This window comes from Kitasatospora sp. NPDC057512 (genome assembly GCF_042802135.1).
In the GTDB taxonomy this organism is placed as follows: Bacteria; Actinomycetota; Actinomycetes; order Streptomycetales; family Streptomycetaceae; genus Kitasatospora.
This window is the reverse complement of record NZ_JBHVET010001212.1, coordinates 1-1,417: the sequence shown is the minus strand read 5'-3', so window position 1 is coordinate 1,417 and position 1,417 is coordinate 1. Positions and strand designations below refer to the sequence as shown.

The following is a 1,417-nucleotide window of genomic DNA, read 5'->3' as shown; positions in this document are numbered from 1 at the left end:
GGCCTGGTCGGTTTCGGCGGCGCGCAGTCGGGCGTCGGCGGCCTCCTGCTCGGCCGCCGCCGCGGCGAGTTCCTCCGTCGCCTGGTCGAGGCGTTCGGCGGCCTCGGCCTCGCGACCGGCGGCCACGGTTCGGGCGTGGGCGTGGGCCTTGGCGGTGGCGGTCTCGGCGCCGACCTCGTACCCGGCGGCCTCGACCCGGCCCGCCGTGCGGAGCTTGGAGATCTCCACCTCGGCGGCGCGGACCTCGGCACGGGCGGTGGCCCCGGCCTCGAACGCGGCCTTGCGCTCGTCCCGCAGCTTGGCCTGCTCGTCGGCCTGCGCGGGCAGGGCCAGGGCCTCGTCCACGGACAGTCCGAAGCGCTCCATGGTGAGCGGAAGGCGCAGGTCAGAGGGTGCCTTGCGCCAGTCGCCGCCGTGGTCGCGCTCCAGCATGACCCGGTAGACGAGGCGCTCGCGTTCCAGCTCGACCGCCCGGTCGTATGAGGCGATGCCGTTCAGGCGCATCCGCCGGAACATCAGGTACGAGGGCCAGGGGGCGAGGATCCAGCGGTGCAGCGGTACCCCGTCGCGGCCGTGGCCGGCCTCGATCCGGGTGATCCGGATGACCAGGCGCCGCCCGGCCTCCACGACCGCCACGAACATCATCGGGATCACGGCGTGCATCATGGTGCCGGTCGGATTCGCCGTCAGCGACCCGGCGGAGGCGGCGTTGAAGTAGATCGTGGCGGCGGTGAAGGTGTGGGCCAGCAGCCGCAGCCACGGCGCCGGGGCGCCCTTGCGGATCAGGTGCAGGTCCATGGCGAGCAGGGCCACGATCCCGGCGTCCACACCGATCGGGAACGCGTAGCTGAAGTCCCCGAACTTGTGCTTGAAACCGAGCTGTTGCAGGGCGGTGTAGGAGCCGCTGAAGCCGATCCCGGCGAGGGTCGCACCGCCGACGGCGGCGAGGATCGCCACGCCCAGCATCAGCCTGTCCGAAGCCCCCGCCCGCGCCGCTGAAGCGCCGGGCCGCGTGGCCGAAGCGGCGGCGACCGGGGCTGAAACGGCCGCCGGCGCGGCCATCGTCGTCACGCCGCCACCCGCTCGACGCTGGCGGTGCGGTGGATGACGGCCGGGCGCCGCAGCGGCACCGGCGCGATGCTCAGCAGGCACTCGGCGTAGGCGGCCAGCACCGGGTCCTCCCGGCGCAGGTCCGCCAGGATGTCGTCCGCGGCGTCCATCCGGGCCTCGCGCTCGACCACGCTCTCACCGGGCGCCCCGGTGAACAGCCGGGCGAACGCGGAGTCCGCGACGAGGCCGAGCGCCAGCTCGGCGAACTCGTCCTCCGTCAGGGCTGTCTGCCCTGCAACAATCGACCTCACGGGTCTACCTCTTCCCTCGATGGGGTGTGGCCCGGGGCCGCCGCGCGAACCTTGGC

The 1,417-nt window shown here is 74.0% G+C and carries 2 protein-coding genes; both read right to left on the bottom strand.

The features are described from left to right. Positions 1-966, bottom strand: a 966-nt coding sequence (locus tag ACFU6K_RS38990; protein ID WP_380671415.1) for a DUF2637 domain-containing protein, incomplete at its 3' end; no start/stop codon positions are given. Positions 967-1,067: 101 nt separating this feature from the next. After that, entirely contained in the window at positions 1,068-1,361 is a 294-nt protein-coding gene (locus tag ACFU6K_RS38985; protein WP_380671413.1) for a hypothetical protein, read from the bottom strand. Positions 1,362-1,417 lie beyond the last annotated feature (56 nt).